Source organism: Modestobacter italicus, assembly GCF_000306785.1.
Taxonomy (GTDB): Bacteria; Actinomycetota; Actinomycetes; order Mycobacteriales; family Geodermatophilaceae; genus Modestobacter; species Modestobacter italicus.
Window position 1 is genome coordinate 1,711,770 of record NC_017955.1, and the last position, 22,877, is coordinate 1,734,646.

A 22,877-nucleotide genomic window follows, 5' to 3' on the forward strand; every position below is an offset into this window, starting at 1 on the left:
ACCGGGACGGCATCGTCCCGTTGTCCCGGGCGGGACGGCAGCGCACCGACCCGCGGCGCCGGCCCCGGGTCGGCCCGCGGGGTGCTGCCGGCGACCGGCTGCACGGGGGAGCCGGTCGCCGGACGGACGCCGCTGCGGCCGCCCGGCACCCTGCCCCGGGTGCCCGGCCCGCTGGAGCCGATCGGTCCGCCGACCGGCTCCAGCGGCAACCGGGCTAGGCTCGACCGGTGGCAGGACGTCGGCTCGGGGTGATGGGTGGCACGTTCGACCCCGTCCACCACGGTCACCTGGTGGCGGCGAGCGAGGTCGCCGGGCTGTTCGGGCTCGACGAGGTGGTGTTCGTCCCGACCGGCGCACCGTGGCAGAAGTCCGACCGCGGGGTGAGCCCGGCCGAGGACCGCTACCTGATGACCGTGATCGCGACCGCCTCCAACCCGCGGTTCTCGGTGAGCCGGGTCGACGTCGACCGCGGCGGCCCGACGTACACCATCGACACGCTCACCGACCTCCAGCGGCAGCACCCCGACGCCGAGCTGTTCTTCATCACCGGCGCCGACGCGCTCGCCCAGATCGTGAGCTGGCGGGAGACCGACAAGCTGTTCCAGCTCGCCCACTTCGTCGGCGTCACCCGGCCGGGCTACCAGCTCGCCGACGGCGACCTCCCGCCCGGTGCGGTCAGCCTCGTCGAGGTGCCGGCGCTGGCGATCAGCTCCACCGACTGCCGGGACCGGGTCCGCCGCGGGATGCCCGTCTGGTACCTGGTCCCCGACGGCGTGGTGCAGTACATCGAGAAGCGCGGGCTCTACCGCGGCGGGCCGTCCCGCCCCGGTGAGGTGCTCCCCGGCACCGGCCTCCGGTTGCTCGGCGCCCCCCGCGCCACCGGCGCCTCCGCCGCCGAGGACTCCGCGACCCCCGCCCCGACCCGGCCGTCGCTGCCCGACGACCCAGCCCCCGGGGACACCACGTCCCCCGACCTGCAGGAGATCCCCCGATGACCGCCTCGGCCGAGGCACGTGAGACCGCGCTGATCGCAGCGCAGGCCGCAGCCGACAAGCTCGCCACCGACGTCTCGATCCTCGACGTCAGCGACCGACTGGCGATCACCGACGCCTTCGTGCTGACCTCGGCGCCGAACGAGCGCCAGGTCCAGTCCATCGTCGACGCCGTCGAGGAGAGCCTCCGCGAGCACGGCGTCAAGCCGGTGCGCCGCGAGGGCGTCGCCGAGGGGCGCTGGGTGCTGCTGGACTTCGTCGACGTCGTGGTGCACGTCCAGCACACCGAGGAGCGCGCCTACTACGCCCTCGAGCGGTTGTGGAAGGACTGCCCGGTCATCCCGTTCACCGACCGGGACGCACCGCCCGCCGCCTCCGCTCCCGCCCCGAGCTCCGACGACGCGTCCGACGACGACCGCACCGCCGACGCCGCGGTGGACGCGGGACCGGGCGAGACCGACCGGTGACCGCGGGCCCCCTGGCCCCGCCGGTCCGCCGGCTCCTCGTGTGGCGGCACGGGCGCACCGAGTGGAACGCCCACGGGCGCTTCCAGGGGCAGCTCGACCCGCCGCTGGACGACGAGGGCCGGGCGCAGGCGGCGCGGACCGCCCCGCACCTGGCCGCCGTGCTGCACGACCAGGACGTCGTGCTGGTCTCCAGCGACCTGCAGCGGGCGGTCGACACCGCCGGCGCGCTGGCGCCGCTGCTCGGTGTGCCGGTGCACGTCGACGAGCGGCTGCGGGAGCACGGCCTGGGCAGCTGGGAGGGCCTGACCCGCGACGAGGTCGCCGAGCGCCACCCCGGGCAGTACGAGGACTGGCTGGCCGGGCGCCCGGTGCCCGGACGCGGCGGCGAGGCGCAGGCCGAGGTGGCCGCGCGGGCGCTGGCCGCCGTCGCGGACCTGCCGAGGGCGGCCACGGCGGTGCTGGTGACCCACGGTGGCACGGCCGGCCGGCTGGTCGAGGCGCTGCTCGGGCTCGGGCTGGAGCACAAGCGGATCTTCGGGCCGCTGGGGAACTGCCACTGGAGCGAGCTGGCGTTCCAGGCCTCCGGGTGGCGGCTGATGCGGCACAACCTGTACGTGCCCGCCGCCGGGCAGCTGGAGGGCGGCCGCCGCCCGGCGAGCGACCGCGGCTCGTTCCCGGGACCGTCGGCCACCGACGTGCCCGACGCACCCCGGTCCGGTGCCACGCCGGAGGAGGCGCCGCCGGCCCCGGTCGAGGACGCCGATGCCGCCGGCTGACCCGGCGCACCCGGCCGTCGCGGTCGTCACCGACTCCACCGCCTACCTCCCGGCGGACGTGGTGGACCGCTACCGCATCGAGGTCGTGCCGCTCTACGTCGTCCTCGCCGGCCGGTCCGGGCGGGAGGGCAGCGAGGTCAGCTCGGCGGAGGTGGCGCGGTCGCTGGGCACCCGGGGCGGGCACGTCTCGACCTCCCGGCCGACGCCCGGTGACTTCGTCGCCGTCTACCGCCGGCTGCTCGACCGCGGCGCCACCCGGATCGTCTCGGTGCACCTGTCCAAGGAGCTCTCCGGCACCTGGGACGCCGCCCGCGTGGCGGCCGGCCAGGTGGGGGAGCACCTGGTCACGGTGCTGGACTCCCGCTCGGCGGCGATGGGGACCGGCTTCGCGGTGCTCGCCGCCGCTCGCGCCGCAACCGCCGGGAGCACCGCGGAGGAGGCCGCCGACGCCGCCCGGGACACCGCGGCCGCCACCCGCACGTTCTTCGTCGTCGACACCCTTGAGCACCTGCGCCGGGGCGGCCGGATCGGCGCGGCCGCGGCCCTGCTGGGCAGCGCCCTGGCCGTGAAGCCGGTGCTGCACGTCGTCGACGGCCAGGTGGTGCCGCTCGAGCGGGTGCGGACGTCGGGTCGGGCGCTGAACCGGCTCGTGCAGCGGGCCGTCGACGTGGCCGGTGACCGGCCGGTCTCCGCGGCGGTGCACCACCTCGCCGCCGCGGACCGCGCGCAGCGGCTCGCCGAGCAGCTCACCGCCCGGCTGCCCGGGCTGCGGGAGCTGCACGTCAGCGAGCTCGGCGCTGCCGTGGGTGCGCACGTCGGGCCGGGCGCGGTCGGGGTGGTCATCGACCCCACGCCCCGGGCGGAGCCGGCCCCGCCGCCGCCCGACGACGCCGGACGCGGACCCGGCGAGGACTGAGGCGGGAGGGGCGGCCATGCCGTCACCCTGACCCCGGACCCACCGCGGCGGCTGCCGGTCGTCCACAGCCGGTGCCGTCGTCCACAACCCCGCCGGGAGCCTGGCCGACCGGCCCGCGGCGCTCCTAACGTCCGCCGGGTGCTGAACCGGGCCCGCAGTCGTGACGACGGTGACGTGATCCGTGCGAGGTTGCGTGCGCTGCTGGCGGAGGGCGAGCGGACCCGGGGCTGGGTGCCCGACGACGACCTGACCGGCGGGCCGCCGCCGGCCGACGAGGAGCCGGACGACGACCCGGACGACGACCCGGACGACGACCCGGATGACGCCGACGAGCCCGACGTCGCGCTGCCGGCCTCGCTGGGCCGGCACCGCGCTCCCGGTCGGACCGCCCGGCTGGACCCCGGCCGGCCGGGCGCGTGGGCGCTGTGGGCCGCCGCCGTCCTCGCCGCGCTCGCCGTCCTCGGCTGGACGTGGCTCGACCGGCCGGTGGTGGACCAGGTCCCGGCCGCCTCGACGGCAGCGGCGACGGCGACGGCGACGGCGGCGCCGACGACCGCCCCGGCACCGGCGTCGGACACCCCGGAGCCCTCCGGGACGCAGGCCGCCGTCGTCGTCTCCGTGGTCGGGCAGGTCGGCTCTCCCGGGCTGGTGACACTGCCGGCGGGGGCGCGGGTGGCCGACGCCCTGGCCGCTGCCGGTGGGCTGCTGCCCGGGGCCGACCCGGCGGCGGTCAACGCGGCGGCCGTGCTGGGTGACGGCCAGCAGATCGCGGTCGGGGTCCCCGGAGCCGCAGCCCCGGCCGGGGGAGCACCGGGCGCCACCGTGCCCGGCGCGGCCACCGTCGGCGCGCGGCTGGACCTCAACTCCGCCACGGCGGCCGACCTGGACGCCCTGCCCGGCATCGGCCCCGTCCTCGCCCAGCGGATCGTCGACCACCGCAGCACCAACGGTCCCTTCACCAGCGTCGACCAGCTGGACGACGTCAGCGGCATCGGGCCGGCGGTCCTCGCCGACCTCACCGACCGGGTGCGGGTCTGAGGTGACCGCCCCGCGGTCCGGGCCCCCGGTGCGGCGGGTCCGGAGCCGGGAGCGGTGGTCCTGGGTCGACCTGCGGCTGGTGCCCCCGGCGGGGACGGTGTGGGCAGGCACGCTCGCGGCGCGCGGGCTGCCGGCCGGGCCGTCGCTCGCCGTCGCGGCCGGCGCCGCCGTGGCGGCAGGTCTCCTCCTGCTCCGGACGGCCCGGGGCCGGTCCGGACCTGCCGGTGCCGTGGCCGTCGGCTGCCTGGCGGCGCTCACCGTGGTCGGCGCGGTCGCCGCCGTCCGGGCCGAGGCGCGCACCGCCTCACCGCTGCCGGGGCTCGCGGCCCGGGCGGCGGTCGTGCCGGTCGTCGTCGAGCTGGACGACGACCCCCGGCCGCTCACCGGGGCAGGGGAGCCCCGGGTGCTGGTCCCGGCCACCGCCACCGAGGTCGACGGCCACCGGACCGGCGGCGACCCGGTGCTCGTCTTCGGGCCGGCGGACCAGTGGACCGGGCTGCTGCCCGGCCAGTCGGTGCGGCTGCGGGTCGCCGTCCGCGCGGCCGAGCCGGGGGACGACGTGCTGGCCGTCCTGTCGGCGCGGTCGGCGCCGAGCCGCCTCGCCGGCCCCGGCGCGGTGCAGACCGCCGCGGGTGCCCTGCGGGCCGGCCTCGCCCGGTCGGCCGAGCGCACCCTGCCGGGACGCCCGGCGGGGCTGCTGCCCGGGCTGGTCGTCGGCGACACCAGCGGCATGGACCCGGCGTTGACCGCCGAGTTCCGGCGGGCCGGGCTGTCCCACCTGACCGCGGTCTCCGGGGCCAACGTCGCGATCGTCGTCGCCCTGGTGCTGTGGCCGCTGCGGGCGCGCGGGGCCGACCGGCGGGTCCAGGCCGCCGTCGGTGTGCTCGCCGTCGTCGGGTTCGTGGTGCTCGCCCGGCCGGGTGCCAGCGTGCTGCGCGCCGCGGTGATGGGCGGGGTCGCGCTGCTCGCGCTGGCCTCGGGACGCCCCCGGGCGGCGGTGCCGGCGCTGGCCGCCTCGGTGGTGCTGCTGCTCCTGGTGGAGCCGGCGCTGGCCACCGACGCCGGCTTCGCGCTGTCCGTGGCCGCCACCGCCGGCATCGTGCTGCTGGCGCCGTCCTGGTCGCGGGCGCTGCGCGGGCACCGGTTCCCGCGCCCGGTCGCCGACGCCGTGGCGGTCAGCGCCGCCGCCGGGCTGGTCACCGCACCCCTGGTCGCGGCACTGTCCGGGGTGGTGAGCGTCGTCTCGCTGCCGGCCAACCTGCTGGCCGCGCCGGCGGTGGCACCGGCGACCGTGCTCGGCCTGCTGGCGGCGCTGGTGTCGCCGGTCCTCCCCGCGGGTGCGGACGCGCTCAGCTGGCTCGCCGGCTGGCCGGTGCGCTGGCTGGTGCTCGTCGCCGAGCAGGCCGCCGCGGTGCCCGACGGCGCCACCGGCTGGGCTGGCGGTGCCCCGGGGGCCGTGCTGCTCGCCGCGCTGATCGGCGGCGCCGCGTGGGCCCTGCTGCGCTGGCCGCGGCTGCGGTGGGTGGCGCTGGCCGCGCTGGTCGGCGCGCTGCTGCTGGGCTGGCCGCTGCGCCAGGTGAACCGGGGCTGGCCGCTGGCGGACACCGTGGTCGTCGCCTGCGACGTGGGGCAGGGAGACGCGCTGGTGGTGCCGACCGGGCCGGGGGAGGCGGTGCTCGTCGACGCCGGACCGGACGGCGCCCTCGTCGCCGGCTGCCTGGACCGGCTCGGGGTGCAGCGGTTGCCGCTGGTGCTGCTCTCGCACCTGGACGCCGACCACGTCGCCGGGCTGGCCGGGGCGCTGGCCGGCCGGCAGGTCGACGAGGTGGCGACCGGCGCGCTGACCCCGACCGACGAGCGGGTGCCGGCGCTCGAGCGGGTGGTCGCGGCCGCCGGTGCCCGGCACGTCGTGCTGGCCCCCGGGGAGCGGCGGACCGTGGGCGCGGCCGCGGTCGAGGTGCTGGCCCCCGACCCGGCCCGGGCGGTCGCCGGTGCGGAGCCGAACGACCTGAGCATGGTGGCGCGGGTGACCGTGCGCGGCCTGCGGGTGCTGCTCACCGGAGACCTGGGAGCCGAGGCGGAGGCGCGCCTGGTGACCGCCGGCACCGACCTGTCGGCCGACGTGCTGAAGGTGCCGCACCACGGCAGTGCCGACGCCGACCCGGGTTTCCTCGCCGCCAGCGGGGCGGTGGTCGCGCTGGTGTCGGTCGGTGCGGACAACAGCTACGGCCACCCCGCCGACCGGTTGCTGGACCTGCTGGCCGCCGACGGCATGCGCACCTACCGCACCGACCGGGACGGCGACGTCGCGGTGGTCGGCCGGGCCGGGGAGTGGGGCGTCGCGGTCCGGGGTCCGGACGTGGTCCAGCGGGCGACCGCGGCCGGTGCGCCCGGCGTTCCCGCGGGAACGCCGGCCGGTCCCGCGGCGGCCCGGTCCCGTCGGCACCGCGTGGCAGCATGGCCCCGTGGCACCCAGCGCAGCAGCACCGCCCGCACCGACGTCGCGGCTGCGCATCGTGGCCGGCGAGGAGGAGCTGCTCCGGGCCCGCGCCGTGTCCGCGGTCCGGGCCGCGGTGCGCGAGCAGCACGCCGACAGCGAGGAGCACGAGCTGGCCGCGGCCGGCCTCCCGATCGGTGACCTGGCCGAGGTGCTCGCACCCTCGCTGTTCGGCGGCCACCGGCTGGTCGTCGTCACCGGGGTGCACGAGGCCGCCGGCGCCCTGGCCGACCAGCTCATCAGCTACACCAAGGACCCCGACCCGGAGCTCACGCTGGTCGTCGTGCACAACGGCGGCAAGCGCAACGAGGCGCTGCTCAAGGCGTTCCGGGCGGCCGGGGCGGCGGTCGACGACTGCCCCAAGATCAGCTCGGCGGGGGAGCGGATCGCCTTCGTGCGCAACGAGGTCCGGCACGCCGGCGGCCGGATCACCCCGGATGCGGCCACCGCGCTGCTCGAGGCGGTCGGCAACGACCTGCGCAACCTCTCCGCGGCGGCGAGTCAGCTGGTCTCGGACTTCGGCGGGGTCGTCGACGCCGACGCGGTCGCCCGGTTCCACCGCGGGCAGGCCGAGGTCACCGGCTTCACCGTCGCCGAGCGGGTGCTGGTCGGGGACTCGGCCGGGTCGATCGAGATGCTGCGCTGGGCGCTGGACCGCGGGGTCGCGCACGTGCTCATCGCCGATGCGCTCGCCGACGGGGTGCGCACCGCGGCCCGGGTCGCCTCGCTCAACACCACCAACACCGGCGACCTCGCCCGCCAGCTCAAGCTGCCGCCGTGGAAGGTCAAGAAGGCGCAGAGCCAGGCGCGCGGCTGGACCATCGACGCCCTGCAGCAGGCGATCGGGGTGGCCGCCGAGCTCAACGCCGACGTCAAGGGCGCCGCCGCCAGCGCGGACTACGCGCTGGAACGGGCCGTCCGCCGGATCGTGGCGATCCGCGCCGCCGGCGCGGCCGGTCGCGGGGAACGGCTCCGCTCGGGTCGCTGACCGGGCCGGCTCAGCTCCGCGGCGTCAGCCGGGTCGCCGGGTCCCGGCACCAGGCCTCCACAGCGGGCCACCGCCCGTAGCCGGCGTCCAGGTCGAGGTGGGCGGCGCCGGGCAGCACGTCGGTGTCCAGCCCGAGCGCGGCGAAGGCGGCGGCCGCGCCGCCGGGGCAGTACGGGTCGTCGTCGGCCGCGGCCAGCCGGGTGCTGCCCGCCGCCCGGGCCAGCGCGTGCCGGTCCTGCGGCACGAGGGCGAACTCCGCGACCTCGGGGTACCCGGTCAGCACCTCCGCCGACGGCGGGGCGACCAGCAGCACCCGGTCGACGCGCTCCTCCGGGGTCAGGCTGCCGGCCACCGCGAGCCACAGCCAGCACCCGAGCGAGTGCGCGACCACGACCCGCTCACCGCCGCCGAGCTGGGCCAGCTCGGCCCGCAGCAGCTCGGTCCACGAGGCCAGCGACGGCTGGTCGGGTGCGGGGAACTGCGGGTAGAGCGCGGTCTCCCCATCGGCACGCAGCGCCTCGGTCAGCTGCCACTGCCAGTGCCCGACCGGGCGCCGGTTCTGCCAGCCGTGCAGCACCAGGAAGCGGCGGTCGGGAGTCGGCACGGGTCCTCCTGGAACACGCGGGGGCCGGGACAGCGACGAGCCCCCCTCCCGGGACGGGAGAGGGGCTCGTCGACGAGCGGGGGCTCGGCCTCAGAGGCCGGCGACCTTCTTGGCCAGCGCCGACTTGCGGTTCGCCGCCTGGTTCTTGTGGATGACGCCCTTGCTGGCGGCCTTGTCCAGCGCCTTGCTGGCGACCTGGAGCGCGGTCGTGGCCGCCTCCTTGTCCCCGGCGTCGGCGGCCGTGCGGAAACGCCGGACCGACGTCTTCAGGGCGGACTTGACCGCGACGTTGCGCTGGCGCGCGATCTCGTTGGTCTTGATCCGCTTGATCTGGGACTTGATGTTCGCCACGCGTGAGCCTCGAGTGTTCGGAGGAGGATGTCTGACAGTGCGTCCACGGCACAGCGAGGCGCCTGCGGACCGGTCTCACAAGATACCAGCACCGCGCCGACGGCCCAACCGCGCGCTGGGCGGACCCGGGCAGCGGCGCCGCGTCCCGGCCGATCGCTGGACGCGGGCCCGCGGCGTGGGACGATGGCGGCACTGTGACGACACCTGCATCCACCGATCCCGCCCGGATCCGGAACTTCTGCATCATCGCCCACATCGACCACGGCAAGTCGACGCTGGCCGACCGGATGCTCGAGGTGACCGGGATCGTCGAGGGCCGCCAGATGCGTGCCCAGTACCTCGACCGGATGGACATCGAGCGCGAGCGCGGCATCACCATCAAGGCGCAGAACGTGCGCCTGCCGTGGACGGTCGGCGACGACGAGTTCGTCCTGGACATGATCGACACCCCCGGCCACGTCGACTTCACCTACGAGGTGTCCCGGTCGCTGGCCGCCTGCGAGGGCGCGGTGCTGCTGGTCGACGCCGCGCAGGGCATCGAGGCGCAGACGCTGGCCAACCTCTACCTGGCGATCGAGAACGACCTCACGATCATCCCGGTGCTCAACAAGATCGACCTGCCGGCCGCGCAGCCGGAGAAGTACGCCGCGGAGATCGCCAACATCATCGGCTGCGACCCCGGCGACGTGCTGCGGGTCAGCGGCAAGACCGGCGAGGGCGTCGCCGACCTGCTCGACACCATCGTGGCCAAGATCCCGGCGCCGGTCGGCGACGCCGACGGCCCCGCCCGGGCGATGATCTTCGACTCGGTCTACGACATCTACCGCGGGGTCATCACCTACGTCCGCGTGGTCGACGGCCGGATCAGCGGCCGCGAGCGGATCAAGATGATGTCCACCGGCGCGGTCCACGAGCTGCTGGAGATCGGCGTCATCTCCCCGGAGCCCAAGCCGGTCGAGGGGCTCGGGGTCGGCGAGGTCGGCTACTTCATCACCGGCGTGAAGGACGTCCGCCAGTCCCGCGTCGGCGACACCGTCACCCTGCAGCACCGCGCGGCCACCGAGCCGATCGGCGGCTACAGCGACCCCAAGCCGATGGTCTACTCCGGCCTCTACCCGATCGACGGCAGCGAGTACCAGCTGCTGCGCGAGTCGCTGGACAAGCTGCTGCTCAACGACGCCGCGCTGGTCTACGAGCCGGAGACCTCCGCCGCGCTGGGGTTCGGCTTCCGCGTCGGCTTCCTCGGCCTGCTGCACCTGGAGATCGTCCGGGAGCGGCTGGAGCGGGAGAGCGGGCTCAGCCTCATCTCCACCGCGCCCAACGTCGTGTACCGGGTGGTGATGGAGGACCGGTCCGAGGTCGTCGTCACCAACCCCAGCGACTGGCCGGCCGGGAAGATCGACAAGGTCTTCGAGCCGATCGTCAACGCCACGATCATCGCCCCCAGCGACTACACCGGCGCGATCATGGAGCTCTGCCAGAGCCGCCGCGGCTCGCTGACCGGCATGGACTACCTGTCCGAGACCCGGGTCGAGCTGCGGTACACGCTGCCGCTGGGCGAGATCATCTTCGACTTCTTCGACGCGCTGAAGTCCCGCACCCGCGGCTACGCGAGCCTGGACTACGCCGAGGCCGGCGAGCAGGAGTCCAAGCTGGTGAAGGTCGACATCCTGCTGCAGGGCGAGGCGGTCGACGCCTTCTCGGCGATCGTGCACACCGACAAGGCCTACAGCTACGGCGTCCTGATGGCCGGCAAGCTCCGCGAGCTCATCCCGCGCCAGCAGTTCGAGGTGCCGATCCAGGCCGCCGTCGGCTCCCGGGTGATCGCCCGGGAGACGGTCCGCGCCATCCGCAAGGACGTGCTCGCCAAGTGCTACGGCGGTGACATCACCCGCAAGCGGAAGCTGCTGGAGAAGCAGAAGGAGGGCAAGAAGCGGATGAAGATGGTCGGCCGCGTCGAGGTCCCCCAGGAGGCGTTCGTCGCCGCGCTCTCCACCAACGAGTCGACTGCCGCGAAGAAGTGAGGGGCCGGCTCGAGGCGGTCTGCGTCTCCGGCAGCGACCTGCTTCCGCTGCCGGACAAGCGGCCGAACCGGTCGGGCATTCGCAAGTTGCCGGTCACCGGCCGGGTCGCGGTCGAGCCGCTCGGCCTCGACGGCGACGTCCAGGTCAACAAGAAGCACCACGGCGGTGAGGGCCAGGCGGTCTACGCCTACGCCCAGGAGGACGCCGACTGGTGGGCCGCCGAGCTGGACCGGGAGCTGCCGCCGGGCCGGTTCGGGGAGAACCTCCGCACCAGCGGCCTGGACCTGCGCACCGCCGTCCTCGGCGAGCGCTGGCTGGTCGGGTCGGCGCTGCTGGAGGTCACCGCCTGGCGCACCCCGTGCGCCAACTTCGCCCGGTTCTGGGGCGTCCCGGACCTGGTCAAGCGGTTCGCCGCGCACGGCGCCACCGGTGCCTACCTGCGGGTGCTGGAGACCGGCGACGTCGGTGCCGGCGACGACGTCGACGTCGTCTCCCGCCCCGACCACGGGATCACCGTCGAGACGGCGTTCCGGATCGCCATGACCGAGCGGTCCCGGCTGCCCGAGCTCGCCCCCGCGCTGCACTTCCTGCCGGTCAAGGACCAGCCGAAGATCGCCGCGAGGATCGAGCGGCTGGCCACCCCGGCCTGAGCTCAGGCCGGGTCGTGCACCTCGTAGTGGGTGACGGTGGACTCCCGGTCGACGAGCCAGCGGTCGTCCTCGGGGTAGTAGACGGCGGCCGTGACGTCGTCCCCGGCGAAGGCGCGCACGGCGTCCTCCGACGTCCAGAGGCTGAAGGTCAGCACCTCGGTGCGGCCGTCGGGCAGGTCGTGGGTCAGCAGGTGCGCGGCGAGGTTGCCGGGCGTGCGGCGGTAGTGCGCCATGCCCGTCTCCTCGACGTAGCGGACGTAGTCGGCCGTGTCGGCGCTGCGCACCCACCCCCGCCAGGTCCTGGCGATCACCTCGGCACCTCCCGCGTCAGAGCGTGAACACGATCTTCCCGGCCGTGCGGCCCTCGAGCATCCGCTCGAAGCCCTCCCGGGCTTCGGCCAGCGGCACCTCGACGTCGATCTGCGGGCGGACGCCGGTGATCCGGCACATCCGGATGAGGTCGTCGAGCTCCTCGCGGGTGCCCATCGTCGAACCGATCACCGACAGCTGGGTGAAGAAGACCCGGTTGAGCTCCGCGCCGGGGTTGAAGCCGGTCGTCGCGCCGCAGGTGACGACGACGCCGCCGGGCTTCAGCGACTTGATGCTGTGGCTCCAGGTGGCCTCACCGACGGTCTCCATGACGCCGTCGACCCGCTCGGGCAGCCGGGCACCGGTCTCGAAGACCTGGTCGGCGCCGAGCGCGAGCGCCGCGGTGCGCTTCTCCTCGCTGCGGCCGGTCACCCAGACCCGGTAGCCCGCCACGCTGCCGAGCCGGATCAGCGCGGTCGCCACCCCGCCGCTGGCGCCCTGCACCAGGATCGTCGACCCGGGCCGCAGCCCGGACCGGACGAAGAGCATCCGGTAGGCGGTCAGCCACGCGGTGGGCAGGCAGGCGGCCTCGGCGAAGGAGAGCTCGGCCGGCTTGGGCAGCAGGTTCCGGCGGGGGACGGCGACCTGCTCGGCCATCGTGCCCTGGTGCAGCTCGGAGAACAGCGAGCGCTTCGGGTCCAGCGTCTCGTCACCGGTCCAGCCCGGGGTGGAGACGACGCCGTGCACCACGACCTCGTTGCCGTCCTCGTCCAGCCCGGCGGCGTCGGTGCCCAGCACCATCGGCATCCGCTCGGCCGGCAGCCCGATCCCCTGCAGGCTGAACAGGTCGTGGTGGTTCAGCGAGACGGCCTTGACCTGCACCGTCGTCCAGCCATCGGGCACCTCGGGCCCGGGCCGGTCGCCCACCTCCAGGGCGGAGAGCGGGTCCTTCGGGGCGGGCGCGGAGACGAAGGCGGCGAGCACCCCTGCAAGCTAACGGAGCCGGCGGCCGGGTGCGACGCCGGTCACCCTCACCGGACGACGACGGCGAACTCCTGCTCGGCGACGAACTCACCGATCACCGGCGCGCCGGGCACCTCCCCGCCGAGCAGCAGCCCGCCGGAGGTCTGCGCGTCGGCCAGCAGCAGCGCCTCGACCTCGTCGACCGCGGACAGGTCGGTGAACGGCGTGACCCAGGCCAGGTTCCGCCGGGTGCCACCGGACACGTAGCCGTCGGTGACCGACTGCCGGGCGCCCGCCAGGTAGGGCACCGCAGCGGCCTCGACGACCGCGGTCACCCCGCTGGCCCGGGCCATCTTGTACAGGTGCCCGAGCAGGCCGAACCCGGTGACGTCGGTCCCGGCCCCCACGCCCGCGGCGACGGCGGCGACCGAGGCGGCCGCGTTCAGCCGGCTCATCGAGTCCACGGCCTCGGCCGACACCTCGCCGGTGGCCTTCATCCGGTTGTTCAGCGTGCCGACGCCGAGCGCCTTGGTCAGCGAGATCGGGGTCCCGGCGGTCGCCGCGTCGTTGCGGATCAGCCGCTCGGGGTCGACCAGCCCGGTGACGGCCATCCCGTAGGTGGGCTCCGGGGAGTCGATGGAGTGCCCACCGCCGACGTGGCAGCCGGCGGACTGGGCCACCTCGAGCCCGCCGCGGAGCACCTCGGCGGCCAGCTCCATCGGCAGCACGTCGCGCGGCCAGCCGAGCAGGTTCACCGCCACGACCGGGGTGCCGCCCATGGCGTAGACGTCGGACAGCGCGTTCGCCGCGGCGATCCGGCCGAACGTGTACGCGTCGTCGACCACGGGGGTGAAGAAGTCGGTGGTGAGCACCAGCCCCTGACCGCCGGCCAGCCGCACCACGGCCGCGTCGTCCCCGTCGTCCAGCCCGACGACGAGCTCGGCCGCCGGGTCGGTCGGTCCGGTGTGGGTCAGGCCGGCCACGACGGCCTCCAGCTCACCGGGCGGGATCTTGCAGGCGCACCCGCCGCCGTGGGCGAACTGGGTGAGCCGGACGGGGGAGGCGAGGGCGGTCACGCACCGAATCTAAGCCGCCCGCGCAGCGGCCGCCGGGGGCCGGCCCTAGGCTCGGCGGCGGAGGCGTCAGGGTGTCTGGTGGCCCCCGCGGCCTCTAAAGCCGACGTGACCGAGCACCTCGGTCAGGCGGGTTCGATTCCCGTCCGCCTCCGCTCCGGCCGGTGCGGGGCCCGCCCCTGGGGTCGGCTCCGCACCGGCGACCTACGCTGGCCCGGTCATGACCGGAGACCCCCGCCGCTCGGTTCCGCGCACCGACGCCGTGCTGGCCGAGCCGCCGGTGGCCGCGGCGGTGGCACGGCTGGGCCGCGACCTGGTGAAGACCGCCGTGCAGGCCGCCCAGCAGCGGGTCCGGGACGGCGGGCTGGCCGCCGCCGACGTGGTGCCGGCGGTGCTGGCCGCGCTGCCCGGCACGGCGAGCAGCCTGCGCCCGGTGCTCAACGCCACCGGCGTGCTGGTGCACACCAACCTGGGCCGGGCGCCGCTGTCGGCCGCCGCCGTGGACGCGGTGGTCGCCGCCAGCGGCACCACCGACGTGGAGCTGGACCTGGGCACCGGACGCCGCGGCCTCCGCGGCGAGGGTGCGCTGACCGCGCTGCTGGACGCCGTTCCGGCGGCCGGGGCGGCCCTGGTGGTCAACAACTGCGCCGCCGCGCTGGCGCTGGTGGCCACCGCGCTGGGCGGGGAGCTGGTCATCGCGCGCGGCGAGCTGGTCGAGATCGGCGACGGGTTCCGGATCCCCGACCTGCTCGCCAGCACCGGCGCGCGGCTGCGCGAGGTGGGGACGACGAACCGGGTCTCCGTCGCCGACTACACCGACGCCCTCGGCCCGGACACCGGCGCGGTGCTCAAGGTGCACCCCTCGAACTTCGTCGTCCGCGGCTTCACCCGGGCCGCCGAGGTCGCCGAGCTCGCTCCGGCGCTGGCCGGGACGGGGGTGCCGCTGGTCGCCGACGTGGGCAGCGGCCTGCTCCGCCCGCACCCGCTGCTGCCCGACGAGCCGGACCTGCAGACCACCCTGGCCGCCGGCGCGGACCTGGCGCTGTGCAGCGGGGACAAGCTGCTCGGCGGGCCGCAGGCCGGGATCGTGCTGGGCCGGGCCGACCTGGTCCAGCGGCTCCGGCGGCACCCGCTGTACCGGGCGCTGCGGGTGGACAAGACGACCCTGGCCGCGCTCGAGGCGACGCTGCGCGGGCCGCTGCCCCCGGTCCGGCGGATGCTCGACGCCGACCCGGCGGAGCTGCGGGCCCGGGCCGGGCAGGTCGCGGCCGCCCTGCAGGCGGCTGGCGTCCCGGCCACGGTGGTCGACTCGACCGCGCGGGTCGGTGGCGGTGGGGCGCCGGAGTTCGAGCTGCCCAGCGTCGCCGTGGCGCTCGACGTCCGCTTCGCCGAGCCGCTGCGGCTGGGGGCCCGGCCGGTGGTCGGGTACGTCGACGACGACCGGACGCTGCTCGACCTGCGCAGCCTCGCGCCCGCCGACGACGCCGACCTGGTGCGCGCCGTCGAGGAGGTGGCCCGCCGGTGGACGTGATCGCGACGGCGGGGCACGTCGACCACGGCAAGTCCGCGCTGGTGCGGGCGCTCACCGGGATGGAGCCCGACCGGTGGGAGGAGGAGCGCCGCCGCGGCCTCACCATCGACCTCGGGTTCGCCTGGACGACGCTGCCCTCGGGCCGACGGGTCGCCGTCGTCGACGTCCCCGGTCACGAGCGGTTCATCGGCAACATGCTGGCCGGCGTCGGCTCGGTGCCGACCGCGCTGGTCGTCGTCGCGGCCGACGACGGCTGGTCGGCGCAGACCGCCGAGCACGTCGCCGTGCTCGACGCCCTCGGCGTCCGGGCCGGGCTGCTCGCCGTGACCAAGGCCGACCTCGCCGACCCTGCCCCGGTGCTCGCCGACGCCCGGGAGCGGCTGGCCGGCACCTCGCTGGGGCGGCTGCCCGCCGTCGCGGTGAGCGCCCGGACGGGCGCCGGGCTGCCCGAGCTGACCGCGGCACTGGAGCGGGTGCTGGCCGGGCTGCCGGCACCCGACCCGGCCGCGCCGGTGCGGCTGTGGGTCGACAGGGCGTTCACGATCCGCGGCGCCGGGACCGTGGTCACCGGCACCCTCGCCGCCGGCACCCTGACGGCGGGGGACCGGCTGGACCTGGGCGGCCGGACCGTGACCGTCCGCGGGCTGCAGTCGCTCGGGGCGCCGGTGGAGACGGCGGTGGCCACCGCCCGGGTGGCGCTGAACCTGCGCGGCGTCGCGGTCGAGGAGATCTCCCGCGGCGACGCGCTGCTGACCCCGGACGCGTTCCGCCGCACCGCCGACCTCGACGTCACCCTCGTCGCGCCGGTCGAGGGGACGCTGCCCGCCGAGGCGGTGGTGCACATCGGCTCGGCGACGGTGGCGGCCCGGGTGCGGCCGCTGGACGGGACGGCGGTGCGGCTCCGGCTGGCGCACGAGCTGCCGCTGCGGGTCGGCGACCGGCTGCTGCTGCGCGACCCGGGCGTGCGCCGGGTGCTGGGCGCGGACGTGCGGGACGTCGACCCGCCGGAGCTGCGCCGGCGGGGGGCGGCCCGGTCGCGGGCCGCCGAGCTCGCCGAGCAGCCCGCCGGCGCCGAGGGCGCGGCCGCCGACCTGGCCCGGCGCCGGTTCGTCCGGCGCGCCGACTTCGTGGCCATGGGCTGGCCGGTGCCCGCCGGGACGACGACGGTCGGGCCCTGGCTCGTCGCCCCGGGTCTCGCCGACGAGCTGGCGGCCCGGGTGCCGCAGGTGGTGGCCCGCTACCGGCAGCTGCGTCCGCTCGAGCCCGGTCCGCCGCTGGCGGTGCTGCGCTCGGCGCTGGAGCTGCCCGACGTCGAGCTGGTGCCCGCCGTCGTCCGGGCGCCGCTGGAGCTGCGCGAGGGGCGGGTGGTCGCCGCCGACCCCGGGCTGCCGGCGGCGGTGCAGCGCGCCGTGGACGGGATCCGGGCCCGCCTCGCCGCCGAGCCGTTCGCCGCGCCGGAGGCGGGTGACCTCGTCGCCGCCGGGCTCGGGACGCGCGAGCTGGCCGCCGCGGTGCGCGCGGAGCAGCTGGTGCGGATCGCCGACGGCGTCTACCTGGCGCCCGGGGTGGCCGAGGTGGCGCGTGCCCGGCTGGCCGGGCTGCCCTCGCCGTTCACGCTGAGCGAGGCCCGGCAGGCGTGGGGGACCACCCGCCGGGTCGCCGTCCCGCTGGCCGAGTGGCTCGACGCGCGCGGCATCACCGTCCGGCTGCCGGACAACACCCGCCGGCTGCGCTGACCCCTAGACCGGTCCACCGCCGGCGGCCAGCTGCCGCCGCTCACCGTCCGCCGGCGTCTCGACGACCAGCGGCGGATCGGCGGGCCGGGTCTCCACCAGGTCCTCCGGCCGCACCGGATCGGGCAGCTCCCGGAACCGGGCCCGCGGGTCCTGCTCGACCTCGCTCATGGGCCCGAGGATGACCGCCGGTACCGGAGACCGACAAGTACCCCGGCGGTGCTCGTGCTCTGCTGCCTGGGAGGCAGCAGAGCACGAGCGTCGTCAGGTCCCCGTCGGGACCCAGCGGGCCGGGCGCTTCTCGCGGAACGCCGCGATGCCCTCCTGGCCCTCCTCGCTGGCGAAGAACCGGGCCGACAGGTCGAGCAGCGCGGGGAACTGGCCGCCCAGGTCGGTGCCCGAGCGCAGCAGCCGCTTGGTCTCGGCCAGGGCGGCCGGCGCCCCGGCCGCTAGCGCGGTCACCTGGGCGGTGACGGTGGCGTCGACCTCGTCGTCGGCGACGGCCAGGTCGACCAGCCCGCCGGCCGCCGCGGTGCCGGCGTCGAAGACCTCGCCGGTGAGCATCAGCCGGTGCACGACGTGCGGCAGCATCCGCGGCCGGCAGACCGCCGAGATGACGGCCGGGACGACGCCGATCCGGACCTCGGTGAAGGCGAACGTGGCGCTCGCGCCGGCCACCACGACGTCGCACGCGGCGGCCAGGCCGACGCCGCCGGCGCGGGCCGGCCCGCGCACCGCGGCGAGCACCGGCTTCGGCGCCGACCACACCAGCTGCAGCAGTTCGGGCAGCTCGTTGACCCCCTGGTCGGCGGCGCCCCCGCCGGTGGCCTCGGAGAGGTCCATGCCGGAGCAGAAGACCCGCCCGGTGTGGTCGAGCACCACCACCCGGACGTCGTCGTCGGCGAAGGCGTCGGTCAGCGCCTGCCGGAGCTGCGCGCGCATCGCCCGGGACAGCGCGTTGCGGTTCGCGGGGGAGTCCAGGGTCAGCCGGGCCACCCCCGCCGACACCTCGACGTGCAGGACGCGGTCACCGGTGGTCGCGGAGGTCACCCCGACATGGTGCCGGTCGGTTGCCGGGGGCGGTCACACTGGGAGCAGCGATGACAGCCACGACGCCCCAGACCCTGCCACTCCTCGGCCAGACCCCTGCGCTCCCGGCCGACCCCTCGATGCTGCCGGCGGCAGCCCGGGACGGTCTGCGGACGACGCCCTTCGGCCTGTACGTGCACGTGCCGTTCTGCGCCACCCGCTGCGGCTACTGCGACTTCAACACCTACACCTCCGACGAGCTGGGCCCGGGCGCCAACCGCAGCGAGTACGCCGGCACCGCGATCGCCGAGCTGCGGCTGGCCGCCGAGGTGCTCGGACCGGACCGGCCGGCGGTGCAGACGGTGTTCGTCGGCGGCGGGACCCCGACCCTGCTCCCGGCGCACGACCTGGTGGCCGTGCTGGACGCCGTCCGCGAGCTGTTCCCGGTCGCGCCCGACGTCGAGGTGACCACGGAGGCCAACCCGGAGTCGGTGACCCCGGAGTCGCTGGCCGTGCTGCGGGCCGGCGGGTTCACCCGGATCAGCCTGGGCATGCAGTCCGCCGCCGAGCACGTGCTCGCCGTGCTGGACCGCCGGCACACCCCCGGCCGCGCGGTGCAGGCCGCCGCCGAGGCCCGCGCCGCCGGCTTCGAGCACGTCAACCTGGACCTGATCTACGGCGCCCCGGGGGAGACCGACGCCGACTGGCAGGCCTCGCTGGACGCCGTGCTGGCAGCCCCGGTCGACCACGTCAGCGCCTACGCGCTGATCGTCGAGCAGGGCACCCGGCTGGCCCGCCGGGTTGCCCGCGGCGAGCTCCCGATGCCGGACGACGACGTGCTGGCCGACCGCTACGAGATGGCCGACCGGGCGTTCGGGAGCGCCGGGCTGGGCTGGTACGAGGTGTCCAACTGGGCCCGCGACCGGGCCGCCCGCTGCCGGCACAACGAGCTGTACTGGGCCAACGCCAACTGGTGGGGCATCGGGCCGGGCGCGCACTCGCACGTCGGCGGGCTGCGCTGGTGGAACGTCAAGCACCCCGCCGCCTACGCCGACCGGCTCGCCGCCGGGCTGCACCCGGCCGCCGACACCGAGCTGCTGAGCGCCGACGACCGGGCGCTCGAGCGGGTGATGCTCGGCCTGCGGCTGCGCGACGGGCTGCCGCTGACCGCGCTGTCGGCGGCGGGGCGGGCGCGGGCCGCGGAGTCCGTCGTGCGGGGGCTGCTGGAGGCCGGTCCGCACGAGGCCGGGCTCGCCGTCCTCACCGACCGCGGCCGGCTGCTCGCCGACGCCGTCGTCCGCGACCTCACGGACTAGCGCTCAGGCGTGCAGGGCCGCCAGCAGTGACTCGCCGTAGCGCTCCAGCTTGGCCGCGCCGACGCCGCTGACGGTGCCCAGGGCCGCCAGGGTGGCCGGCTCCTCGGTGGCGATCTGCCGCAACGTCGCGTCGTGGAAGACCACGTAGGCCGGGACGCCCTGCTCCTTGGCGGTCGCGGCACGCCAGGCCCGCAGCCGCTCGAAGGCACCGGCGGCCGCGGCGGGCAGCTCGGGTGCGGCGGTCGCCCGGTCCTTGCGCGCCGACCGGCCGGAGCGCGCCGGGCGGTCGGGGTCGCGGCGCATCAGCACCGTCTGCTCCCGGCGCAGCACCGGGCCGCTGGCCTCGCTGAGCGCCAGCGTGGCGTACTCGCCCTGCACCGCGAGCAGCCCCTGGGCCAGCAGCTGCCGGGCGACGCCGCGCCACTGCCCCTCGGTCAGGTCGGTGCCGATGCCGAAGACGGTCAGCTCGTCGTGGGAGTGCTGGGCGACCTTCTCGGTGCGCCTGCCCAGCAGGATGTCGATCGACTGGCCGGCCCCGAAGGACTGCCCGCGCTCCCGCTGCAGCCGCAGCACCGTCGACAGCAGCTTCTGCGCCGGGATGGTCGCGTCCCAGGACTCCGGCGGGGTCAGGCAGGTGTCGCAGTTGCCGCAGGGCGAGCTCTCCTGCCCGAAGTGGGCCAGCAGCCGTACCCGCCGGCAGTCGACGGTCTCGCACAGCGCCAGCATCGCGTCGAGCTGCGCCGACAGCACCCGGCGGTGCGCGGCGTCGCCGTCCGAGGTCTGGATCATCTTGCGCTGCTGGACGACGTCGGCGAGCCCGTAGGCCAGCCACGCGGTGGCGGGCTGGCCGTCGCGGCCGGCCCGGCCGGTCTCCTGGTAGTAGCCCTCCACCGACTTCGGCAGGTCCAGGTGGGCGACGAAGCGGACGTCGGGCTTGTCGATGCCCATGCCGAACGCGATGGTCGCCACCATCACCAGGCCGTCCTCGCGCAGGAACCGGGCCTGGTTCCGCGCGCGGACCTGCTGGTCCAGCCCCGCGTGGTACGGCAGCGCGGGGATGCCCTGGCCGACCAGGAACTCCGCCGTCTTCTCCACCGAGGCCCGGGACAGGCAGTACACGATGCCGGCGTCGCCGGGGTGCTCGGTGCGGAGCAGGTCCAGCAGCTGCTTCTGCGGGGAGTCCTTCGGCGCGATCCGGTACTGGATGTTCGGCCGGTCGAAGCCGGCGACCACGTGCAGGGCGTCGTCGAGCTGCAGCCGGGTGCTGATCTCGGTGTGCGTCGCCCGGGTGGCGGTCGCGGTCAGCGCGATCCGCGGCACGTCGGGCCAGCGCTCGTGCAGCATCGACAGCGCCAGGTAGTCGGGCCGGAAGTCGTGCCCCCACTGCGCGACGCAGTGCGCCTCGTCGATGGCGAACAGCGCGATCCGGCCGCGCTCCAGCAGCCGCGCGGTGGGCGAGGAGCCCCCGCCCAGCGACTCCGGAGCGACGTAGAGCAGGTCCAGCTCCCCGGCCAGGAACGCCTCCTCGACCGCCCGGCGCTCCTCGCGGGCCTGGCTGGAGTTGAGGAACCCGGCCCGCACGCCCAGGTTCCGCAGCGCGTCGACCTGGTCCTGCATCAGCGCGATCAGCGGGGAGACGACGACCCCCACGCCCTCGCGCAGCAGCGCCGGTACCTGGTAGCACAGCGACTTGCCACCACCGGTGGGCATCAGCACCAGGGCGTCCCCGCCGGCGACGACGTGGTCGACCACCTCGCGCTGCGGGCCGCGGAAGGCGTCGTAGCCGAACACCCGCTCCAGCACCTCGAGCGCGGGGTCCACGGGGGCCTCGGTGACGTCCACACCGCGAGGGTAGGCGGGCAGGGGCCGCCCGTCTGACATCCGTCAGGTGCTGTGGACGACGTCCCGCACTACCGCCCGGCAGGCCCGGCTCGGCAGGGTGGCCGCATGCCCGACACCCCCGCCCTCGACGTCGCGGGACTGACCGTCCGCTACGGCGGCACCCTCGCCGTCGACGCCCTCGACCTGCGCATCCCGGCCGGTCAGACCGTCGCCCTGCTCGGCTCCAACGGCGCCGGGAAGTCCTCCGTCGTCAACGCCGCGCTCGGGCTGTTCCGGCCCGCCGCCGGTCAGGTGCGGCTGCTGGGGCGGGCACCGGCCGACGCCGTCCGCGCCGGCGGGGTCGGGGCGATGCTGCAGCACGGCGGCCTGCCCGGCGAGAGCCGGGTCGGGGAGGTGCTGACCCTGGTCCGCGGCCGCTACGCCGACCCCTGGCCGCTGGCGGACCTGCTGGCCACCGCCGGCATCGAGGGGCTGCTGGGCCGCGAGGTCGACGCCCTCTCCGGCGGTCAACGGCAGCGGGTGCTGCTCGCCCTCGCCCTGGCCGGGGCGCCGCCGCTGCTCGTGCTCGACGAGCCCACCCCGGCCATGGACGTCGAGGGACGCCAGGCGTTCTGGACGACGATGCGCGGGCTGGCCGACCGGGGCCACACCGTCGTCTTCGCCACCCACCACCTCGACGAGGCCGACGCGGTCGCCGACCGGGTCGTGGTGATCGATGGCGGGCGGGTGCTCGCCGACGGGTCGGCCGCGGCGGTCAAGTCGCGGATCGCCGGGCGCACCGTGCGCTTCCGCTGTCCCGGTCCGCGGGACGGGCTCGCCGACCTGCCCGGCGTGACCTCCGTGGCCGGGGTCGGTGAGCTCGTCGAGCTGGCCACCTCCGACGCCGAGGCCACGCTGCGCGCCCTGCTCGCCGACCGGGACGCCCTGCCCGGGCTCGAGGTCCGCGGCGCCACCCTCGAGCAGGCGTTCCTGCACCTCACCACCGCACCGGACGGAGCCCACCGATGACCGACCTGCTGCTGTTCCAGCTCCGCCGGGTGGGCCGCAACCGGCAGTACGTCTTCTTCACCATCGTGCTGCCGGCGCTGTTCACGATCCTGTTCACCCAGGTCTTCGGCGCCCAGGCCACCGCCGACGGCGGCCAGGCCGACTACGGGCAGCTCTACATGGTCTCGATGATGGCCTACGGGGCCATCGGCGCGGCCCTGGGCGCGACCATCCGGCTGGCCTTCGACCGCTCCACCGGTTGGCTGCGCCAGCTGCGCGTCCTCCCGGTCCCGCCGGGCACCGCCCTCGCCGTCGACGTGGTCGTGGGCGCCCTGCTCGTGCTGCCCAGCCTGGTGGTCGTCGCCCTGGTCGGCCGGTTCGTCAACGGCGTCGAGCTGCCGCTGGGCAGCTGGCTGGCCCTCGTCGGCGTCCTGTGGGCTGGCTCGGTCGTCTTCGTGGCGCTCGGCATCGGGCTCGGCGTGGCGCTGGACTCCCAGGCGGCGGGCGCGGCCATCGGCATCCTCGGGACGGCGCTGGCGGCGCTCGGCGGCCTCTGGTGGCCGGTCGAGATCCTGCCCGGCGGGCTGGTCGCGCTGGCGCACGCGATGCCCTCGTACTGGTACGCGCAGCTGGGCCGGGACGTCGTCGGGGGCAGCGCGCCCTCGGCGCAGGCGGTGCTGGTGCTGGTGGCCTTCGCCGCCGTCTTCTCCGCCGCCGCGGTGGGGGTCGCCCGGCGGCGCCCGCTGCACGCGGTCGCCGGCTGATGGAGGACCCCACCGCCCCCCACCAGT

Annotated in this window: 22 protein-coding genes and 1 tRNA gene; 15 read left to right on the forward strand and 8 right to left on the reverse strand. The window is 76.3% G+C overall.

From position 1 onward, the window contains the following. The first annotated feature begins 227 nt into the window (after positions 1 to 227). From nadD to holA, 7 genes are all read left to right on the forward strand, one after another. Positions 228 to 995: a nicotinate-nucleotide adenylyltransferase gene (gene nadD, locus MODMU_RS08305; protein ID WP_231851815.1), complete on the forward strand. Its 768-nt coding sequence runs from the start codon at positions 228 to 230 to the stop codon at positions 993 to 995. Further along, positions 992 to 1,459 carry a ribosome silencing factor gene (gene rsfS, locus MODMU_RS08310; RefSeq protein ID WP_014739773.1) on the forward strand — a complete coding sequence of 156 codons (468 nt, stop codon included), beginning with the start codon at positions 992 to 994 and terminating at the stop codon, positions 1,457 to 1,459. The genes nadD and rsfS overlap by 4 nt, the downstream gene beginning before the upstream one ends. Beyond that, entirely contained in the window at positions 1,456 to 2,235 is a 780-nt protein-coding gene (locus MODMU_RS08315; RefSeq protein ID WP_014739774.1) for a histidine phosphatase family protein, read from the forward strand. The genes rsfS and MODMU_RS08315 overlap by 4 nt, the downstream gene beginning before the upstream one ends. Next, positions 2,222 to 3,151: a DegV family protein gene (locus MODMU_RS08320; RefSeq protein WP_014739775.1), complete on the forward strand. Its 930-nt coding sequence runs from the start codon at positions 2,222 to 2,224 to the stop codon at positions 3,149 to 3,151. Before MODMU_RS08315 ends, MODMU_RS08320 begins: the two co-directional genes overlap by 14 nt. A gap of 174 nt (positions 3,152 to 3,325) precedes the next feature. Beyond that, complete coding sequence (locus MODMU_RS08325) at positions 3,326 to 4,189, forward strand: ComEA family DNA-binding protein (protein ID WP_231851816.1); 864 nt, start codon at positions 3,326 to 3,328, stop codon at positions 4,187 to 4,189. Position 4,190: 1 nt separating this feature from the next. After that, positions 4,191 to 6,827 carry a ComEC/Rec2 family competence protein gene (locus tag MODMU_RS27595; protein ID WP_014739777.1) on the forward strand — a complete coding sequence of 879 codons (2,637 nt, stop codon included), beginning with the start codon at positions 4,191 to 4,193 and terminating at the stop codon, positions 6,825 to 6,827. Continuing rightward, a complete protein-coding gene (holA, locus tag MODMU_RS29395) occupies positions 6,763 to 7,674 on the forward strand; it encodes a DNA polymerase III subunit delta (protein WP_231851858.1) in 912 nt (303 codons plus the stop codon). The genes MODMU_RS27595 and holA overlap by 65 nt, the downstream gene beginning before the upstream one ends. Before the next feature lie 10 nt (positions 7,675 to 7,684). On the opposite strand, the gene MODMU_RS08340 is transcribed toward holA, so the two are convergent. Beyond that, entirely contained in the window at positions 7,685 to 8,278 is a 594-nt protein-coding gene (locus MODMU_RS08340; protein WP_014739779.1) for an RBBP9/YdeN family alpha/beta hydrolase, read from the reverse strand. Between the two features lie 90 nt (positions 8,279 to 8,368). Next, a complete protein-coding gene (gene rpsT / locus MODMU_RS08345) occupies positions 8,369 to 8,629 on the reverse strand; it encodes a 30S ribosomal protein S20 (RefSeq protein ID WP_014739780.1) in 261 nt (86 codons plus the stop codon). 194 nt (positions 8,630 to 8,823) lie between these two features. Here rpsT and lepA point away from each other — a divergent pair, with 194 nt between their 5' ends. Continuing rightward, positions 8,824 to 10,653 carry a translation elongation factor 4 gene (gene lepA, locus MODMU_RS08350; protein WP_014739781.1) on the forward strand — a complete coding sequence of 610 codons (1,830 nt, stop codon included), beginning with the start codon at positions 8,824 to 8,826 and terminating at the stop codon, positions 10,651 to 10,653. Then, a complete protein-coding gene (locus tag MODMU_RS08355; RefSeq protein WP_014739782.1) occupies positions 10,650 to 11,303 on the forward strand; it encodes an MOSC domain-containing protein in 654 nt (217 codons plus the stop codon). Before lepA ends, MODMU_RS08355 begins: the two co-directional genes overlap by 4 nt. 2 nt (positions 11,304 to 11,305) lie before the next feature. Here MODMU_RS08355 and MODMU_RS08360 read toward each other — a convergent pair whose 3' ends face one another. The 3 genes from MODMU_RS08360 to selD are packed head-to-tail and all read right to left on the reverse strand — an operon-like array spanning position 11,306 to position 13,651. Then, a complete protein-coding gene (locus MODMU_RS08360) occupies positions 11,306 to 11,614 on the reverse strand; it encodes an antibiotic biosynthesis monooxygenase family protein (RefSeq protein WP_014739783.1) in 309 nt (102 codons plus the stop codon). 16 nt (positions 11,615 to 11,630) lie between these two features. Then, positions 11,631 to 12,596 carry a zinc-binding dehydrogenase gene (locus MODMU_RS08365; RefSeq protein WP_014739784.1) on the reverse strand — a complete coding sequence of 322 codons (966 nt, stop codon included), beginning with the start codon at positions 12,594 to 12,596 and terminating at the stop codon, positions 11,631 to 11,633. Positions 12,597 to 12,643: 47 nt separating this feature from the next. After that, complete coding sequence (gene selD, locus MODMU_RS08370; protein ID WP_014739785.1) at positions 12,644 to 13,651, reverse strand: selenide, water dikinase SelD; 1,008 nt, start codon at positions 13,649 to 13,651, stop codon at positions 12,644 to 12,646. Between the two features lie 59 nt (positions 13,652 to 13,710). Here selD and MODMU_RS28405 point away from each other — a divergent pair. From MODMU_RS28405 to selB, 3 genes are all read left to right on the forward strand, one after another. Next, positions 13,711 to 13,803, forward strand: a tRNA-OTHER gene (locus tag MODMU_RS28405). Between the two features lie 65 nt (positions 13,804 to 13,868). Further along, positions 13,869 to 15,179 carry an L-seryl-tRNA(Sec) selenium transferase gene (selA, locus tag MODMU_RS08375; RefSeq protein WP_014739786.1) on the forward strand — a complete coding sequence of 437 codons (1,311 nt, stop codon included), beginning with the start codon at positions 13,869 to 13,871 and terminating at the stop codon, positions 15,177 to 15,179. Next, on the forward strand, positions 15,170 to 16,915 hold the full coding sequence (gene selB / locus MODMU_RS08380; protein ID WP_041795107.1) for a selenocysteine-specific translation elongation factor: 1,746 nt from the start codon (positions 15,170 to 15,172) through the stop codon (positions 16,913 to 16,915). Before selA ends, selB begins: the two co-directional genes overlap by 10 nt. Positions 16,916 to 16,918: 3 nt before the next feature. On the opposite strand, the gene MODMU_RS28410 is transcribed toward selB, so the two are convergent. After that, positions 16,919 to 17,083 carry a hypothetical protein gene (locus MODMU_RS28410; protein ID WP_014739788.1) on the reverse strand — a complete coding sequence of 55 codons (165 nt, stop codon included), beginning with the start codon at positions 17,081 to 17,083 and terminating at the stop codon, positions 16,919 to 16,921. 93 nt (positions 17,084 to 17,176) lie between these two features. Continuing rightward, positions 17,177 to 17,962: an enoyl-CoA hydratase-related protein gene (locus tag MODMU_RS08385; protein ID WP_014739789.1), complete on the reverse strand. Its 786-nt coding sequence runs from the start codon at positions 17,960 to 17,962 to the stop codon at positions 17,177 to 17,179. 50 nt (positions 17,963 to 18,012) lie between these two features. On the opposite strand from MODMU_RS08385, the gene hemW reads away from it, so the two are divergent. Next, on the forward strand, positions 18,013 to 19,257 hold the full coding sequence (gene hemW / locus MODMU_RS08390) for a radical SAM family heme chaperone HemW (RefSeq protein WP_014739790.1): 1,245 nt from the start codon (positions 18,013 to 18,015) through the stop codon (positions 19,255 to 19,257). 3 nt (positions 19,258 to 19,260) lie between these two features. On the opposite strand, the gene recQ is transcribed toward hemW, so the two are convergent. Then, complete coding sequence (gene recQ, locus MODMU_RS08395; protein ID WP_014739791.1) at positions 19,261 to 21,099, reverse strand: DNA helicase RecQ; 1,839 nt, start codon at positions 21,097 to 21,099, stop codon at positions 19,261 to 19,263. Between the two features lie 105 nt (positions 21,100 to 21,204). Here recQ and MODMU_RS08400 point away from each other — a divergent pair, with 105 nt between their 5' ends. Further along, entirely contained in the window at positions 21,205 to 22,107 is a 903-nt protein-coding gene (locus tag MODMU_RS08400) for an ABC transporter ATP-binding protein (protein ID WP_014739792.1), read from the forward strand. Beyond that, complete coding sequence (locus MODMU_RS08405; protein ID WP_014739793.1) at positions 22,104 to 22,850, forward strand: ABC transporter permease; 747 nt, start codon at positions 22,104 to 22,106, stop codon at positions 22,848 to 22,850. The genes MODMU_RS08400 and MODMU_RS08405 overlap by 4 nt, the downstream gene beginning before the upstream one ends. Positions 22,851 to 22,877 lie beyond the last annotated feature (27 nt).